This is a genomic window from Streptomyces sp. NPDC052052 (assembly GCF_040680455.1).
GTDB lineage: Bacteria > Actinomycetota > Actinomycetes > Streptomycetales > Streptomycetaceae > Streptomyces.
This window is the reverse complement of sequence record NZ_JBFAWU010000003.1, coordinates 189,120-203,481: the sequence shown is the minus strand read 5'-3', so window position 1 is coordinate 203,481 and position 14,362 is coordinate 189,120. Positions and strand designations below refer to the sequence as shown.

The window sequence follows — 14,362 nt, the reverse complement described above, 5'->3', positions numbered from 1 at the left end:
CCCCGCGAAGCCTTCTGCCCGAATCCGCCACGATCCACCAGGGGACCGACTCCATGACTTACGCCAGACCTGTGCGCCTCGCCGCACTGGTCGCCACCCTGACCCTCGGCGCCGCCGTGCTCGCGGCCGCCCCCGCAGCCGCCGTCACCGGCCCCGCAGTCACCGCCGCCGACACTACCTATGCCTACACCGCGCAGATCACTGTCGGCGATCACGACCGCGGCTGCTCCGGCGTCCTGGTTGACCGCGAGTGGCTGCTGACCGCGGCCAGTTGCTTCGCCGCCGACCCGGAAACCAGCCTGAGCGTGTCCGCGGGCAAGCCGGCCGTGAAGACCACCGCCGTCATCGGCCGCTCCGACCTGACCGGCACCGCCGGCGCGGACCGCGAAATCGTCGAACTGGTCCCGCGCGCCGACCGCGACGCGGTCCTGGCACGCCTCAACCGCCCGGTCACGGGCGTCACCCCGATTTCGCTGGCCACCGCCGCGCCCACCGCAGGCGAGACCCTCACCCTCGCTGGATACGGTCGCACCGCGAGCGAATGGATACCGCTGAGCCTGCACACCGGCGCCTTCACCGTGGACTCCGCCGCCACCACGACCGCCTCGGTCACCGGCACGAGCGGCACGGCCGCCTGCATGGGCGACACCGGCGGTCCCCTGGTCCGGACCGGCAGCGGAACCGCCCAACTGGCCGCTCTCGCCAGCCAGTCGTACCAGGGCGGCTGCTTCGGCACCGCCGCCGGTGTGACCAGCACCGCAGGCGTGGTCACCCGAGTGGACGACCTCGCCTCCTGGGTGAGCGCCACCACCGGCGCGGTTCGCGTCACCGACTTCAACTGCGACGGCGTCGAGGACATTGCAATCTCCGACCAGCGGGCGACCGTAGACGGTGTGGAAGTGGCCGGTCTGATCCGGATCGTCTACGGCAACGGCAAGGGCACAGCCGAGATCAACCAGAACCTCGACTGGGTTCCCGGTGTCGCCGAGGCCGGCGACTTGTACGGGGAGTCCATGGATACCGTCGACTACGACGAGGACGGCTGCACCGACCTCGTCGTGGGCACCCCCGCCGAGGACATCGACAGCGTCTTCAACGCGGGCATGCTCGACATCCTGCACGGCGCCCCCGGCGGCCTCGGCACCGGCGCGGTCAAGGCCACCCACTTCCAGGAGGGCGTCGGCACCGGCTCCCTGGCCACTGCGGTCGCGGAGGACAGTGACCGGTTCGGCGACTGCGTCGCGGCCGGCGTCACCGCTGACGGTGAGCCGTTCGTGGTCAGCGGCGCGCCGGGCGAGACCGTCCGTGGCCTGGCGAAGGCCGGTGCGGCCTTCTACATCCACGGCGACACCAACATCATCGTCCACCAGGACAGCACCGGCGTGCCTGGCGTACCGGAGGCGAACGACGGCTTCGGCAGCGCGGTTGCGGCCGACACCAACTTCTTCGCTGTCGGCGCGCCCGACGAGGCCATCGACGCCGAGGAGGGCGCGGGTAACCTTGAGGTCTTCAGCCACACCCTGACTTCTGCGGGCCTGCCCACGCCGATGTTCGGACTCGACCAGAACGTCGATACCCTCTCCGGCGGCGCCGAGGCGGGCGACCAGTTCGGGTTCTCGCTGGCCCTGGCGCCGTACCGCCCGTCGGGCGCGGCCAGCGCCACCGACTCGATCCTCGCGGTCGGCTCCCCCGGTGAGGACCTCACCATCGGCGGCGTCGCCAAAGCCGACGTAGGCACCGTCCGGACCATCCACATCACCGCCGACGGCACCTACACCCAGCTCTACGCCATCACCCAGGGCATCCACGACGACGACGTGGCCGACACCGCGGAGCCCGGCGACGGCATGGGTACTTCCCTGGCCGCGATCAACACCGCCCCGCGGGCCCTGAGCACCACCGCCACGATGAAGCTGGCCGTGGGCGTTCCCAATGAGGACATCGACTCGGTGGTCGACGCGGGCGCGATCCACACCTTCTCGCTCCTCGACGCCCCGGGCGCGAACGACCGCTGGCTGAGGGCGGGCGACGGCGACGGCATCCCCACCGCCCCCGGCACCGGCGAGAAGCTCGGCACGAGCATCCACTACACCGGCACCAACCTGTACGTCGGCATGCCGCTGGGCCCGAGCACCTACGGCATCCTGTACGCCCTGCCGCTGTCCAACGTCACCGCCGGCGGCACGGTGGCCCCCGTCACCACGTACCAACCCGGCGTGGGAGGCCTCCCGGCGGCCGGCGATCGCTTCGGCCACTCGGCACGGTAACCCATGAGCCCCCTGGGGTCCGGCGACGGCCGTTTCCCAGGGGGCTCATCCGGTGCCGGGCGTCGTCGAACGCGCCGAGACTTCGCCGCCGACGGTGCCCCTCTTCAACTCCGGCGGCACCACCTCGGCGCTTGACGCTGGGGTGGTGCCGCCGTTGTAGCTGGTCAAGGTCCTTTGAGATATCGGCAATTGCCTGGTGTCCCCTGCCAAGAGGAGAGGTATGACGATCAAGCATGCGATACGACCTGAACGGCCTGGACGAATACGTGTCAGATCGGCCGTACTGACCCTGCTGACCGTGGTGACGCTGGGGCTCACCACGCCCGGCGTGAGCTATGCGCAGCAGGGGGAGGAAGCGAAGCCGCGACAAGTGGGCAGGGTTGATTCGGCGGATCTGCCGGCGTCCGCGCCCCTCACCAGGACCCAGGCTGTCCCGGCGTACTCCAGGGAGCACTGTGAGCCCACGCGAGCACGCTCGAAGGAACGTCGGGCAGGCGCCGTCAAGGCATGTGTGAGCACGAGCCCCACCCCGGCCAAGCGCACGGCGGCACAACAGCAGACCCTTGCCACGGTCGCTGCCACCGACGCCGGCAGCTGTGACATCACCAGCCCCGGCACCTACTCCTACAAGCGCTTCGAGTACTGCGTGACCGGGGTGAACGTTGTCTACATCCTGCGTGACAGCAACGACAAGGAAATCGGACGCGGCACTCTGGAGGTCTCGACCAGCGCGACCCTGCCCCAGAGCGGCACGACCTGGAACGAGCAGGTCACGGTGACGATGTCCGCTGCGAGCGGTGATGTCACCGCCCTCAACGCCAAGTTGAGGGTCTCCTGTGGGACTGGTTGCACGGCGACGAAGACCGCGCCCTGGTATGGCGGCGACCTGACCGTGGGTCAGTCTCTCAGCGGCACCGTCTCCTATTCCTCGACGCCCGCCTCGGACACCAACGTGGAGTTCGCCACCTCGTACAAGATGTACGTGACCTCCCCGGGCGCCACGGCCGTCGACCCGAACGCCTCGTGGGACAACCCCCGCGACATCCGCTGTGACGATGCGGTCGGGGGCACCTCGTCGGCGGGCTGTGTCATCCCCTCGGTCATGCCCGTCGTGGCGATGAGCGCGCAGGGCTCCGACCCTGGCGGCGCCGTGGCCGCCTATGAGTGGGCGCAGAAGAACCTCAACGACGCCTGGGGCAAGGGCAAGCCGCTGACCCGGTCGACGAGCGGCGTGGCCGACCGTGCGGCCCACACCTGCGGAGGCTTCGAGGCCCTGACGGAGCTCGTCGACACCGACACCTGCGGCGAGTTCCCCTTCGCCGAGGCGAAGGAAGGGGGATTCGACGGCGCCCAGTGCGTCGAGGTGATCCCCAACCTCGGCAACGGCGAGTGGGACACGTACATACTGGGCGACAGCCGGGATCTGGATCGGACCCGGCCCTGTGTGCGTGCCCATGTCCCCGCCGCCGACAAGCAGTTTGCCGACGCTCAGCTCGCCGAGGGCTTCGTGGACCAGCGAGTGATCGACGCCGACCCGTTCGAGGTGAAGTTCACTACGCCGGACACCGGCCCGCACGGCCGCTGCCTGGACACCACGCCAGCCGGTTCGCTTCCCAACGGCGACGGGTGGATCTCGAACACCGCCGAACCGGTCGCCCACGTCAACAAGACGATCACCCCGATCGGCCCTGCTGGCACGCGACCGACCCAGGCGCAGGCCTGCCTGGGGAGGTCGACAGTCAAGGGCAGTCCTGCCTCGGGAGACATCACAGGATGGCAGGACGCGCAGAAGTTCAACACGGACAACCCGCCCACTTCCGGGCAGGCCAGGTGTCACCTGATCGCGAACATCCTCGGCGGCAAGGGGAGTCCGAGTAGTAACAACCTCGTCCCGTGCTGGCAGGTGGGGATGAACACCGGCACGCCTAGCATGCGGACCTACGAGTCCATTGCGCAGAACATGATCCAAGGCAGCGTTGCCCTCTTCGGAGTGGACGACGCGATTTTCTACCAGGTGACGCCCGTCTACAAGGACGAAACCAGCACGATCCCTGTCGGAGTCACCATGAACGCTGATGTCGAACGGGTGAACGGGACGGTTGAGGAGCTGTTCCCTAACGTCTACGTCCCCAACACCAAGAGCGACACTGGGTTGTTCAACCTGGGTAATTGATCCCACCCCGTTCGTGCCATCGGGAGCCAGAATGAGTTTCTCCACCCCGCCGCGGCCACTCGACGTGATCGCGCTCTTCCCTCAACTGGCCCCGCTGGCGCGTACGGCGACCCGGCTGCATCCCCGGCCTGGGTCTCCGTCCGTGCGTGACAGTTCCGTCGGCGGGCCGCTCCTGTGGCCCTCCGGCGAGCCTTGGCCCCACTGCGAAGAGCCGCACGACAGTCGCGCGGCAAGCGTGATGCACTCTCCGGACGACATCCGGCTCCTGCGTCGCAACCGTGCAGCAGCGGCCGAGCGGCGGCTCCGCGACCCCCAGGCACCCACGATCACGCCCGAGGAACTGGAGACCGAGAAGAAGCTCAGTGCGGGCCGCCCGTGGTTCGACGGCCCGATTCCCATGATTCCCGTGGCCCAGCTCTACGCCCGCGACGTCCCTCTTCCGAGCCACCCCTTTGAAGCCGATCTCCTCCAGGTCCTGTGGTGCCCCTGCGACCACGCGGAGGCACACCCCCGAACCACCCTCTTCTGGCGCTCCTCCGCCACCGTCACCGACATCCTCGACTCCCCGCCCGAGCCGCCCGTGATCCAGTTCGACTGGTACCTCCCGGAACCGTGCCTGCTCTCACCGGAGCAGGTCACCGAGTACCCCAACCCCATGGAGCTGAGCGAGGAACTGCAGCAGCAACTGGGAGACGTGAGCCGGTGGGAGACAGCCGGAGCGGCATGGGACAGCGCCTGCACGGCCGCCTCGCAGGAGTTCTACTTCAACAAGCTGTGCCACGCCCCCGGGTGGAAGACCGGCGGCTGGACCCGCTGGGGCCTCACCGACCCCATGCCCCGCCCCTGTCCCGAGTGCGGCACCGAGGCAATCCCGCTCCTCACCATTGCAGGCTCGGAATGGGACTCCAGCAGCGAGAGCTGGACCCCCGAGGAGGAACGGACGAACCCGACTCCGCTCCTGATCGGCACCCCGCCCGCGAACTTCACTCTCATCGACATCGCCAGCGGCTACGACCTGCAACTCCACGTCTGCCCGAAGTCGCCCGACCATCCGCACATCGAACTGATTCAGTGAGCGAGTCCGACGCGCAAATAACCGCAGGCAGAGGAACTTTCATGCGGGGTTGTGGGCTCTCCTCGCAGGCGCTGCAGGCGCTGCAGGCGCTGCAGGCCTCCCGGCCCGGGCCGATGGCCAAGTGCGGTCACCCGGGCCGGTGCACGTGGACAGGCCAGCGCCGGCTAAGGCGATCGCCGCCGCGAAGTCGAGCGCCGTGATGACCCAACTGCTCGGCCCGCCGGGTCAGATGGATATCAGCCGATCTGCCGTGTCATCGGGGTCGTCGAAGCGGAGGGTACCCAGAGGGGCGAAGTGGGCCAATGATGCAGTTCTGACTCCCTGCAACTGCCGCTCATGACCGTGTGGCAGTCCCGCACCCCGCATCGCCGGCCTCGCGCATGCGCGTTTCCATCGACATGCTCCGGTCGTACGGGTCGACCTCGGGGCCGTCTCCCGGGGGCGAGGCCGCGCGCTCTGCGCTGAACTCGGGGGTGAGGTAGCCGGTGAAGGTATCGCAGCCGCCGTTGGTGGTGTCCACCTTGTAGGAGACGAGGGAGAACGTACCCGGCTCGACGACGACCTTCGCCGGATCGTCCCAACTCATCACCACCTCGCGGCGCACGATGGTGCGCGCGACTTCGTCGCTTCCCGCCGCAGCGCGTACGACCGGATATACGTACGTGACATCGGTGGTCACCTCGACCGCACCGCGCTTGCCTTCTCGGTACGTGATCCGCCCTCGAGCCTTGACCGCATCCCCGACAAGCCGGACCTTCGTCTTCTCGAACCGGCTGAACAGCAGCAGCGGATCGTTCTTGCGACTGGGTGCGCGGAACGCGGTCGTCAGGTAGTCCTGGACATCCTGCTGATGAGGGTTGATCAACGCGATTGCCTTCCCCGGTCGCTCCCCGCGCAGCACACCAGGATCCAGACTGGACGCGGCGAGAAAGTCCCGTGTTTTCTGGAGCGCCTGCGCGACCCGCCCCTTGCTCATCCACCCGGTCGCCCGTGCCTCGGGCAGACCGATCCCAGCCGTCCCGTCACCCCACTGCGCCGCGGGGGACCCTCTGAACGGCTGCTCCAGGGTCGGACGTGAAGCTGCCGCCTCCGTCGGCGGCGGTTGATCCGGAAGCTCCGACTCCACCGCGAGCGGCGCGTTCTCGCCGCCTCCGCCTCCGCCTCCGAACCATCCGACCACCCGCCCTGGAGCCACTGCCACGACCAGCAGGGCTACCGCAACCAGCAGACCGATCGCGTACCAGCCCTTGCCTCTTTGCCGCCGGGCCGGTTGGTGACTCCGCCACGGTTCCGGTCGGCCGGTCTCCTCCCGCAGCCGCCTCGCCACCATCCGGGCCCGCGCCGACGGCTCCTCGGGCGCACCCTCGGCACCCGCCTCGGCTTCACGAAGAAAGCGCTCCCACTCTTCGTCCGGTATGGACTCCCCACCCTTTCCCACGATTCCCCCACCCTTCTCACCCACCCGGCTCCTCCCCAGGGCCGGTCAACTTCCGCGCATCATCACACAGTTCGGATTGGCTCCGTGATGAGCCGCCGGTGGGAGAGTCCTGAATCATGGTCTTCCAGGGTTTTCGCAGCCGGTGATGGCTCAACCGGTCTGTGGCGTTGGTTGGTTGGCTACGTCATCCTGGTGGTATGTGCGATACGGCTGGGTGGCCTGGTGTCGCAGCTGGTCGCGGTACGGGTCTCCCGTTGGGTTCTTCCGCTCCCGACCCAACTCCCGCCATCGGCCGGGCTTTCCGGAGTGGCGGACGTGGTCACGGCTCGTCGGTCCAGCATGCGGGGCGCATGGAGGCATGGGTGGGGGCGCGCGCGAGGCGGTGCTCGATGGGTGGGTAGCCCTATACCGGCAACTCACGAACGGTCGGCCTCTGTCATAGGCCGACACGAAAAGCAAAGAACATAACGGACGTGATGTTCTCGGTGGATGTGTGCATTTTCCGCGTATGTGCCGGGCAGTGATCCGGTCAACTCTCACTGCGGCCTCAGGGGGAAACATGGCAGCCAGGCCTCTCGTCGCCCGCCAGCCGAACGAACGGCTCCAGGCGCTCATCCAGGAAGCCGGATGCTCCAACGCCGGCCTCGCCCGCCGGGTCAACATGGTCGGCGCCGAGCGCGGGCTCGATCTGCGGTACGACAAGACCTCCGTGGCTCGCTGGCTGCGGGGACAGCAACCACGCGGCAGAGCACCGGGAATCATCGCCGAGGCGCTCGGCCGCAAACTCGGCCGGACGGTCACGATCGACGAGATCGGCATGGCCAACGGCAAGAACCTGGCATCCGGCGTCGGCCTGCAGTTCTCCCCGACCGTGATCGGGGCGATCGAGCAGGTCTGTGAGCTGTGGCGCAGTGACGTCGGCCGCCGCGACTTCCTCTCCGGTTCGACGATCGCCTCGTCGGCGCTGGTCGAGCCCAGTCGCGACTGGCTGATCACCGGCGCCGACCCGCAGGTGGCGCGGGCCGCCGGTACCCGCGTCGGGATGTCGGACGTGGCGGCGGTGCGGGCCATGACGGCCGCGCTCGTCGACCTGGACCACCGGTTCGGCAGCGGACATGTGCGGCCGGTCCTGGTGCACTACCTGAACAGCGTGGTCTCCGGGCTGCTCTCGGGCGCGTACCGCGAATCGGTCGGGCGGCAGTTGTTCGCCGCGGTCGCCCGGCTCACCGAACTCGCCGGGTACATGGCGGTGGACACCGGCCAACCCGGGCTCGCGCAGCGGTACTACATCCAGGCGCTGCGCCTGGCGCAGGCGGCGGGCGACCGGGCCTATGGGGGATACGTCCTGGCCGCGTCGATGAGCCACCTCGCCGCGCAGCTCGGCAATCCGCGGGAGATCGCCCAACTCGCCCGGGCCGCACAGGAAGGCGCACGCGGGCGGGTCACCCCGCGGGCGGAGGCGATGTTCTGTGCGGCGGAGGCGCGCGGACACGCCCTGCTCGGTGACGTCCGCACCTGCCAGGCGGTGGCGGGCCGGGCGCTGGCCGCGCTGGAACACGCCGGACAGGACTCCGGGGACGACCCCGACTGGATCGCCCACTTCGACCACGCCTATCTCGCCGACGAGCTGGCGCACTGCCACCGCGACCTCGGCCAGGCGGAGGCGGCCGCCCGCCGGGCGAAGGAGTCCCTGGACGGCCACCCGGAGTCCCGCACCCGCCGCCGCGGCATCGGCCTGGTGCTCCTCGCCACCGCCCAGGTCCAGATGCGCGAGGTGGAGCAGGCCTGCCACACCGGTACACGGGCCCTGGAGCTGCTGGGTTCGGTGCGTTCGAGCCGTGGAGTGGAGTACCTGGACGATCTTCAGCAACGGCTGATGCCCTATCAGGAAGAGCCTGCGGTACGGGAGTTCGGGGCGCGGTTGGAACTCCAGGCGGCGTGATCCGACCGGCTCGCCGGACCGTGATCCGACGGACTCTCCGGACCGTGGTCCGACCGGCTCACCGGACCCGGGGACCGCGTCCGGGCCCTGCCTCGACTGCGGCGTGAGGGCGCCGGGTCCGGCGTGGAAGCCACCGGAAGGACCGGACGGGCCGGGCCGGAATCCCCGCCCCCTGAGGGCGAGGAGTACGTCACACCTTCTGTGAAGGGCTGGTGAGTGGGACCACGCGCTTGGCGAACGGCAGCAGCCACCCGATAGCGTGAGCCGACGATTCCGTAGGTTTACACGTAGGAGTCCCGGTGACGCAGAGCGGACAGGGTGACGAGCGGCAGTTCCCTGCTGTACGGCCCGCGCACGAAGGTGTCGTGCTGCCCGCGGGTGGCGGCGAGCCCTGGATATCAGGAGGGCCCGCAGATCAGGCCGCCCCGGCAGGCGGCCAGCCGTGGGGACAGCCGTGGGGGCCACAGTCGGCGCACCAGGATGCCTCGTCGCAGCCGCAGCCACATGTGCCTGCACAGGGACAAGGCGCGTACGACCAGGATCAGTACGGGCAGGGCCAGTACAGCCAGGGCCAGTACGGGCAGGGCCAGTACGGGCAGGGCCAGTACGGCCAGGGGCAGCCGCCCCAGGTGTACGGACAGCCGCGACCGCCGTACGCGCAGCCGCTGCCGCCCGAAGCCGGGCACGGCGGGGGCGGGGACTCGGAGTCCACGCAGTTCATGGCGCCGGTGCCGGGCTCTCCCGGTCCTGGCGGGCTGCCGCCGGAGAGTCCCGCGGAGGCCACCCAGTTCCTCGGCAACGGCGCAGCGCAGCCGCAGGCGTACCAGCAGCCCCAGGCGCCCGCGCACGGCGGCGACGCCGAGGCGACCCAGTACATCCCGCCGGTCCCCGGCGGCGAGCCCTACGGCATCCGGCCCGGGGCCCCTGACGACCGGCAGCCGCCCGCGGAGTTCGACAACCTCTTCCGCCACGACGCGACCGCGGGTGCCACCCAGCAGATGCCCCGGCTGGACCCCGCCCAGCAGCGACAGGGCGCCTACCAGTCCCCGCAGCCGCCGTACGAGCCCCCGTACGAGCCCCGGTACGAGCCGCTGGACGACGAAGGCCCGCAGAGGCCGGTGAAGAACCGGGCGCACATCACCCTCATCGCGGCGGTCGTCCTCGGCTGCGCGGTCGTCGGTCTCGGCGCGGGTGCGCTGATGAGCGGTGGCGGCGACGACACGAGCACGGACAACAAGCAGCCGGTGGCCTCCGCGAGTTCACCCGCCGTCGAGCCCACCACCCAGGCCCCGGTCGATCCGGCGAAGCCGCAGGCCGAGGCGCTCGACAAGCTGCTGGCGGACAGCAACAACAGCCGGGCCGCGGTCATCAGCGCCGTGGAGAAGACCAAGAACTGCAAGGACCTGGACCAGGCCAGGACGGATCTGAAGAGCGCCGCCCAGCAGCGCCGTGATCTGGTGACTCGGCTCCAGGGGCTGGCCGTGGACCAGCTGCCGAACCACGAGCAGCTGGCCTCCTCCCTCACCAAGGCCTGGCAGGCGTCCGCCGCGGCCGACGAACACTACGCCGCGTGGGCGGGCCAGGCCAAGGACGGCAAGAAGGTCTGCAAGCACGGCAAGGCCCGGGAGACCTCCGAGACCCGGCAGGCCGCCGCCCAGAGCGGCGAGGCGAGCAAGGCGAAGCAGCAGGCGGCGGGGCTGTGGAACTCGATCGCGACGAAGTACGGGCTGACCCGGCGTACGGCCGTCGACCTCTGACGGCGGGGTACCGGGCCCCGGGCCCCGCCCGGCGTCCGGGTCTCGACGGTGAGCTGCACCCTGGAGCCCCCCCGTGGCCCCAGGGAGTGCACCGTCCTCCGGCTCATGGGCGTGAACATTTCCGCGCGGGGTAACGCCGGTGTGCACGCCGCGCAACGGTCGGTGACATCCGGGTGAAGTGCAGGGGCCCGTCCGGGAGGCTGAAAAGGGAACGTACGATCGACAATCGTGCAGCAAGGTTCGGAGAACACTTCCCGTCGCGGCCGCCGCTCCTCCACCATGGGCGTCATGCCGCTGAATGACATGCCGTGGTGGCGCTGGCGCAGCAACGTGCGCTCGGCGCTGCACATGCTCTCCGACCCCGTCTTCCACCAGGAGTGCTGGCTGGCCGGCCGGGAAGGCTACGGCGACGTCACCGACGCCGTGTACCGCCTGGTCGAGGACACCTGGCTGGACAACTGGTCCGCCGAGAAGTACGTCGGGACGATCTTCCGTGACTCCAACGAGTGCGCCCTCGTCGACGTCGCCGTGCTCCGGGTGCTGCGCATCATGCACCAGGTCGGCGCGGACGCCCCGGTGTCGGCGTACATGGAGCACCACGGCTGGCCGGAGGCCGTCCGGGCCGCCCGTGAGGCCCATGTGCTGCTCGCCGGCAACGACGGCGAGGACCCCGACACTCCGCCGCGTTCCCTGGACGTGCTCCGCATACTGATCAGGGCGGCCTGACCGGGCCCGGATGTGGCACGCTACGAGAATGACCGTGCCGCAGCCTGCTGAGACCACCCCCGAGCAGTACGTCCTCACTCTCTCCTGTCCGGACCGACAGGGCATCGTGCATGCCGTGTCGAGCTACCTCTTCATGACCGGCTGCAACATCGAGGACAGCCAGCAGTTCGGGGACCACGACACGGGTCTGTTCTTCATGCGGGTCCACTTCTCGGCGGACACCCCGGTGACCGTGGAGAAGCTGCGGGCCAGTTTCGCCGCGGTCGGCGACTCCTTCCGGATGGACTGGCAGATCCACCGCTCCTCGGAGCGGATGCGGGTCGTCCTGCTGGTCAGCAAGTTCGGGCACTGCCTGAACGACCTGCTGTTCCGGTCCCGGATCGGGGCGCTGCCGATCGACATCGCCGCGGTCGTCTCCAACCACACGGACTTCGCGGAACTCGTCGCCTCGTACGACGTACCCTTCCGCCACATCCCGGTGACCAGGGAGACCAAGGCCGCCGCGGAGGCGGAGCTGCTGGAACTGGTCCGCGAGGAGAACGTCGAGCTGGTCGTCCTCGCCCGCTACATGCAGGTCCTCTCGGACGATCTGTGCAAGCAGCTCAGCGGCCGGATCATCAACATCCACCACTCCTTCCTGCCGAGCTTCAAGGGCGCGAAGCCGTATCACCAGGCACACGCCCGAGGGGTGAAACTGATCGGTGCGACGGCGCACTACGTGACCGCCGACCTCGACGAGGGACCGATCATCGAGCAGGAGGTCGAGCGGGTGGGTCACGGCGTCACCCCCGATCAGCTGGTCGCCATCGGCCGTGATGTGGAGTGCCAGGCGCTGGCGCGGGCCGTGAAGTGGCACGCCGAGCGCCGCATCCTGCTCAACGGCCGCCGCACGGTGGTCTTCTCGTAGGGCGGGACAACCCCGGTCAGGGCACAGCTGTTCAGAGACGACTCAGCGACGCCGCCGCGGACAGGACGTCGCGGATCGCCTCACGATCGCCTTCCTGCCCGGCTGCGGCCTCCACCGGTGACACCCGCCCGGCCACCAGGCGGCAGAACTCGACGGTGTCGAGCGCGACCTGCGCCACCGTGTGCTCGGGCGAGCCGGCCGCCGTCGCGGAGTCCAGCGGGATGTACCAGTCACCGCCGCCCGAGCCTTCGATCTCCAGGCGCAGCGAACGGCCCGGCGATCCCGCACGCACCGGATGACGGGCGGGCCCGGCCAGCCCCGATCTGCGGCGCCCGTCGAGCGCCGCGGGCAGGAGCCGGGCCGCCAGGTCGGTCATCCGGTGGAGATGGGCGGCCGACGGTTCCGGGTACGGATAGTCCACCGCCTCCGCGATGTCGCCGCCGTGCACCCAGCATTCGAAGGCGCGGTCCAGCATCGAGTCGCGCATCGGGAGCGCGAAGTCCCCGTAGGAGACGGAGCGTTCGGCGATGTTGCGGCCGGCGAAGGACACCGTGCGGATGAGGGTGTGGCTCTGTGCGCGCCATGGCTCGCGGACCGCACGGGTGGGCGGCCGCCGGGCCGCCGACCAGTACGCCTCCGTGCGCGCGCCGGGCAGGAGCGGCCAGTCGGCGCCTCGGCCCGTGGTGCCTTCGCCGAGCTGTACGTCCAGGCCGAGGGCGGTGCCGACCAGCCCGTCGACGGTCATGAGATGGCCGATGACGCCCGCCACCGTCGTCTTGCGATGGACCTGCCGTTCGTTCTCGAACCACTTCAGCCGGACCGGGGCGTGCCACTCCGAGTCGCCGAAGTCACGCAGCAGCGCGTCGAGCCGCGCGGTCTCCGCGTCGAACGGGGTGGCCCAGTCCGGCACCGGGATGCCGGCCGGGCGGCGGCTCAGACAGGTGTCGATCACTCGCGAGCGCAGCGCCGGGTCGAGGTCCAGACTGCGGTCGGTCTGCAGCAGGCCGACCGCGTCACGCAGCCGCAGGGCCTCGTCCGCACACGCGGCGCACTCGGTCAGGTGCGCCTCGACGGCCTCGGTCTCCTCCGCCGAGCAGGCGGCCAGGGCCCAGGCGCCGAGGAGGGCCTTGAGAACGCGGTGGGACAGTACCGGCGGCGGTGCCGTGGGCCGGCCCGACGAGTCCGGTGGCCTCAGGGCGGATTCCGGTTCCGGTGGCGTCGGCCGCGGGACCGTCCCCTGCTCCATGGGCGGCGGCAGGGGCAGGGCGCCGAGGCCGAGGTCGTCCGCGGCGGCCCGCGGTCCCGGTAGCCGCGGCGCGCCCCGCACCTCGTCGTCGCCCTCGTGTCGGTTCGTGCCGTCGTCCGTCACAGCGGCCGTCCGTATCCGGGCGGCGACGCCCCCTCCAGCGGGAGGGTATGTGCGGTGGAGAGCAGCTGGAGTCCGAGTCGCAGCCGGCGGCGGGCCTCGTCCTCGGTGACGCCGAGATCGGCGGCCGTCTGCCGGTAGTCCCGGCGCTGGACGTACGCGAGTTCCAGTGCCGCCCGCAGTGGTGCGGGCATGGACGCCACGATGTAGTCGGCACGGGCCGCGGCCGTCGCCCGGCGCACCCGCTCCTCCAGACCGGTGTCGGCCGTGGGGCCGGTCTCCTCGTCCGTGCGGCCGAGGAGACCGTCGTCCTCGCGCAGCCGGCGTACCGACTGGCGGTGGGTGAGCCGGGCCACCCAGGACCGCATCGAGCCCTGCTTCGGGTCGTAGGCGTCCGGGTTCTCCCACACGTAGCCGAACACGTCGCGGGTCACCAGATCGGCGGCGGTCTCGTCGTCGAGTATCCGGTGGGCCTGGCTGTGCACGAGCGCGGCGAACCGGTCGTAGAGCTCGCCGAGGGCAGCCGCCTCACCGCGCGCCAGCCGCTGCTGCATCTTGCGGTCCCAGCGGGGTGGTGCGTTCTTCGTCATGCGACCCCCAGCCTGTTCCCCTCGTCACACCGAATGTAGTCGGCGGCAGCGGCGATGCGTGCCCTTTGCGGCAAGTCCGCCCGGGATGGGGCCCGGGATGGTAGGGAACACGCCGTTTGGC

10 protein-coding genes are annotated in these 14,362 nt (G+C 70.1%); 7 read left to right on the top strand and 3 right to left on the bottom strand.

What is annotated here, in order from left to right:
- Positions 1-53 precede the first annotated feature (53 nt).
- The 3 genes from AB0L71_RS04880 to AB0L71_RS04870 all read left to right on the top strand — a co-directional run bounded on the left by AB0L71_RS04880 (position 54) and on the right by AB0L71_RS04870 (position 5,515).
- Positions 54-2,267: a S1 family peptidase gene (locus AB0L71_RS04880; RefSeq protein WP_365237884.1), complete on the top strand. Its 2,214-nt coding sequence runs from the start codon at positions 54-56 to the stop codon at positions 2,265-2,267.
- Between the two features lie 511 nt (positions 2,268-2,778).
- Entirely contained in the window at positions 2,779-4,440 is a 1,662-nt protein-coding gene (locus tag AB0L71_RS04875) for a DNA/RNA non-specific endonuclease (RefSeq protein ID WP_365237881.1), read from the top strand.
- Between the two features lie 31 nt (positions 4,441-4,471).
- Entirely contained in the window at positions 4,472-5,515 is a 1,044-nt protein-coding gene (locus tag AB0L71_RS04870) for a hypothetical protein (RefSeq protein WP_365237878.1), read from the top strand.
- Between the two features lie 334 nt (positions 5,516-5,849).
- Here the strand turns inward: AB0L71_RS04870 and AB0L71_RS04865 are convergent, their stop codons facing one another.
- Positions 5,850-6,953, bottom strand: a complete 1,104-nt coding sequence (locus AB0L71_RS04865) for a hypothetical protein (protein WP_365237875.1) — start codon at positions 6,951-6,953, stop codon at positions 5,850-5,852.
- A gap of 559 nt (positions 6,954-7,512) precedes the next feature.
- Between AB0L71_RS04865 and AB0L71_RS04860 the strand changes: the two genes are divergently transcribed.
- The 4 genes from AB0L71_RS04860 (at position 7,513) to purU (ending at position 12,285) form a co-directional block, all read left to right on the top strand.
- Complete coding sequence (locus AB0L71_RS04860) at positions 7,513-8,895, top strand: transcriptional regulator (protein WP_365237872.1); 1,383 nt, start codon at positions 7,513-7,515, stop codon at positions 8,893-8,895.
- A gap of 299 nt (positions 8,896-9,194) precedes the next feature.
- A complete protein-coding gene (locus AB0L71_RS04855) occupies positions 9,195-10,652 on the top strand; it encodes a hypothetical protein (RefSeq protein ID WP_365237869.1) in 1,458 nt (485 codons plus the stop codon).
- Between the two features lie 279 nt (positions 10,653-10,931).
- The gene (locus AB0L71_RS04850; RefSeq protein WP_365238361.1) at positions 10,932-11,378 is read left to right on the top strand and encodes a hypothetical protein; all 447 of its coding nucleotides are present in this window, start codon (positions 10,932-10,934) and stop codon (positions 11,376-11,378) included.
- Positions 11,379-11,406: 28 nt separating this feature from the next.
- Positions 11,407-12,285 (top strand): formyltetrahydrofolate deformylase, encoded by an 879-nt coding sequence (gene purU / locus AB0L71_RS04845; RefSeq protein ID WP_365237867.1) that lies wholly within the window; start codon positions 11,407-11,409, stop codon positions 12,283-12,285.
- Between the two features lie 31 nt (positions 12,286-12,316).
- Here purU and AB0L71_RS04840 read toward each other — a convergent pair whose 3' ends face one another.
- The gene (locus AB0L71_RS04840) at positions 12,317-13,654 is read right to left on the bottom strand and encodes a zf-HC2 domain-containing protein (protein WP_365237864.1); all 1,338 of its coding nucleotides are present in this window, start codon (positions 13,652-13,654) and stop codon (positions 12,317-12,319) included.
- Positions 13,651-14,241, bottom strand: coding sequence for a sigma-70 family RNA polymerase sigma factor (locus AB0L71_RS04835; RefSeq protein WP_365237861.1), 591 nt, complete (start codon positions 14,239-14,241; stop codon positions 13,651-13,653). The genes AB0L71_RS04840 and AB0L71_RS04835 overlap by 4 nt, the downstream gene beginning before the upstream one ends.
- Between the last annotated feature and the right edge of the window lie 121 nt (positions 14,242-14,362).

What these genes read in the sequence shown, in the direction of transcription:
- AB0L71_RS04835 (WP_365237861.1), bottom strand. Translation starts at nt 14,241, where the DNA reads ATGACGAAGAACGCACCACCCCGCTGGGACCGCAAGATGCAGCAGCGG.
- AB0L71_RS04870 (WP_365237878.1), top strand. Translation starts at nt 4,472, where the DNA reads ATGAGTTTCTCCACCCCGCCGCGGCCACTCGACGTGATCGCGCTCTTC.
- AB0L71_RS04850 (WP_365238361.1), top strand. Translation starts at nt 10,932, where the DNA reads ATGGGCGTCATGCCGCTGAATGACATGCCGTGGTGGCGCTGGCGCAGC.
- AB0L71_RS04860 (WP_365237872.1), top strand. Translation starts at nt 7,513, where the DNA reads ATGGCAGCCAGGCCTCTCGTCGCCCGCCAGCCGAACGAACGGCTCCAG.
- purU (WP_365237867.1), top strand. Translation starts at nt 11,407, where the DNA reads ATGACCGTGCCGCAGCCTGCTGAGACCACCCCCGAGCAGTACGTCCTC.
- AB0L71_RS04880 (WP_365237884.1), top strand. Translation starts at nt 54, where the DNA reads ATGACTTACGCCAGACCTGTGCGCCTCGCCGCACTGGTCGCCACCCTG.